A 2008-nucleotide genomic window follows, 5' to 3' on the forward strand; every position below is an offset into this window, starting at 1 on the left:
ATGATAGGCATTTCCGGGGTAACTATGTTTTTGATTGCGTTGAGCATTCATTTTAAAATCAATGCACTGGTGCTTATCAGTCTATTATTGTTCGCCAATGGATGGATAGCAAGCTCAAGGCTCCACACCAAATCACACTCCACACTCGAATTGATTTTTGGATTTTTTGTGGGGCTTATCCCTCAGTTGATTTTGGTGAATTACTGGTTATAATAAATAAAATATTATACCAATTTTGATAGCGGTCATGTGGATGGGTTCTCCATTGATTTGGGCATCGTTATTAAAGAAAGAATTGATGTTGTACTGTACCTGAAAATTGATGGTGTTGTAGCCAAAGTTTAAAAAAGCGGTATATCGCAAACGGTTAAATTCATCAATCTCCCGATTTCTGATTTTTGTTTTTCCCTCTCTATAAACCGATTTAAAATAAAAGGCATAGCCCAGCTTCACCCCGCCATAAATGCGCCAAAATTTATACTCAGTAGGAGTGGATGTGCGCCATCTGAACTCAATGGGGAGTTCAATTTCATGGGTTTCAAAACGGTTTTTATCAAAAGTAAAGTCTTCGTCAAGAACAATAAAAGCACTTTCGCCGTTTTCATCTTTACCGACAAGGAGGTTATGTCCATAATTATTATAAGCATAGCCCAGTCCAGCCGCTATAGCAACATTCCGTCTTTTATTGATGGGCATATCCCTCAAAAACCCGAAACTCAATCCCCCTACAAAACTTTCGGTAACCACTCCTTTGGGGCGCTCATTGAGAAAGTTTACTGTAATGCCCAGATAAAACTGGTCTTCACGGTAGAGCGAATCCACAGTTTGCGGAGGTAACATGGTTTCCTGAGGCAATGCAAAAAGCGGAATGAAAAGCAGTATGAAAAGATTTATGATTTTAAGTTTCATCTGTAAATAATAATATTTTTTAAGCGGAACGATGTAATGCCCTTATATACATTTCGGTTTGTTTTCAATAATTGGCGATGGGCACTTCATGCTTTATGCAATTGTTTATGCTAAGATACTTTATTTTTAAGCAAGAAAAAACGCCCTGATAAAATTATCAAGGCGCATTTTTTTAAGTCCAAAATCAGTCTTACTGAAGGTTTGCTTCAGCACTGCCCTCTCTTGTGGTATAATTGATTTTTAAAGCGTTGGCTTTTCTCAATTCTTGTTTAATATCAGAAACAAGACCCATATTGGTCTCACCGTCCACCTTTAAAGAGGTGGTCAAAAAAGGCACCAACTCTTCACGCTTGCTGGCACGCTCTGATTCGATAAAAGCCTGTACATCGCTTACTTCGGCAAATTTGTCGTTCAACTGGATTCTGGCTTCTGTGCCATACTGTTCCTGATAACGCGGAAGTGGTTTCCCAGCGTGGATATACATGACCAAATCCTTTTTATCCAACTTTTCTACCTCATCTGCCGTGGGTAAAATATTTTCAATCAATGGTGTATTTTGTCTCATTACTGTAACCACCATAAAGAAAAACAAAAGCATAAATACAATATCGGGTAAGGATGCTGTTGAAACTCCCGGTGTTCCACCGCCTGATTTTTTCTTAAACTTAGACACAGTCTTAAATTAAATAAATTTTTATTCTCTTCTTCTGGGTTCTGCCTCTGACAGCTTCTGAGGGTACATGGCTTTAAGGACATCCAGCTGCTCTTTTAGCTTGTCCCTATCACCTCTCCAAGTAGCATCGGCAAAGTTTTTCTCCATTTGCCTATATGATCGCCCATACAAACGTTGTGCTTCTCTTTCCCTAAGGTCATTATATGCAGCCACCAATTCGTTTTGAACAGCGATATACATTTTATAGCTCGTCAATCGGTCATTTTGCAATGAGATTACCGCTTTATCAGGATTGTCTGACGAGGTAGGATCCCCGGCTCCTTGACAGTAATTACACGCCTCTTCGCCTTGGCCACCACCATTATCTAGAAACTCGATGGCTTTTTGTTTGAGGTCTTTCAACTCCATAGGATCGTCATTGACCAA

3 protein-coding genes and 1 pseudogene are annotated in these 2008 nt (G+C 39.4%); 1 reads left to right on the forward strand and 3 read right to left on the reverse strand.

From position 1 onward, the window contains the following. A pseudogene (locus AC6F75_RS10920) lies at positions 1 to 213 on the forward strand (hypothetical protein); the annotation flags it as partial. On the opposite strand, the gene AC6F75_RS10925 reads toward AC6F75_RS10920, so the two are convergent. The 3 genes from AC6F75_RS10925 to AC6F75_RS10935 form a co-directional block, all read right to left on the reverse strand. Next, positions 208 to 909 carry an outer membrane beta-barrel protein gene (locus tag AC6F75_RS10925; protein ID WP_500715052.1) on the reverse strand — a complete coding sequence of 234 codons (702 nt, stop codon included), beginning with the start codon at positions 907 to 909 and terminating at the stop codon, positions 208 to 210. The pseudogene AC6F75_RS10920 and the gene AC6F75_RS10925 sit on opposite strands and share 6 nt — an antisense overlap. Before the next feature lie 190 nt (positions 910 to 1099). After that, positions 1100 to 1582 (reverse strand): biopolymer transporter ExbD, encoded by a 483-nt coding sequence (locus AC6F75_RS10930; RefSeq protein WP_500715053.1) that lies wholly within the window; start codon positions 1580 to 1582, stop codon positions 1100 to 1102. 21 nt (positions 1583 to 1603) lie between these two features. Further along, positions 1604 to 2008: biopolymer transporter ExbD (locus tag AC6F75_RS10935; RefSeq protein ID WP_500715054.1), on the reverse strand; the 405-nt coding region annotated here is incomplete at its 5' end.

Source organism: Planktosalinus sp., from assembly GCF_059864935.1.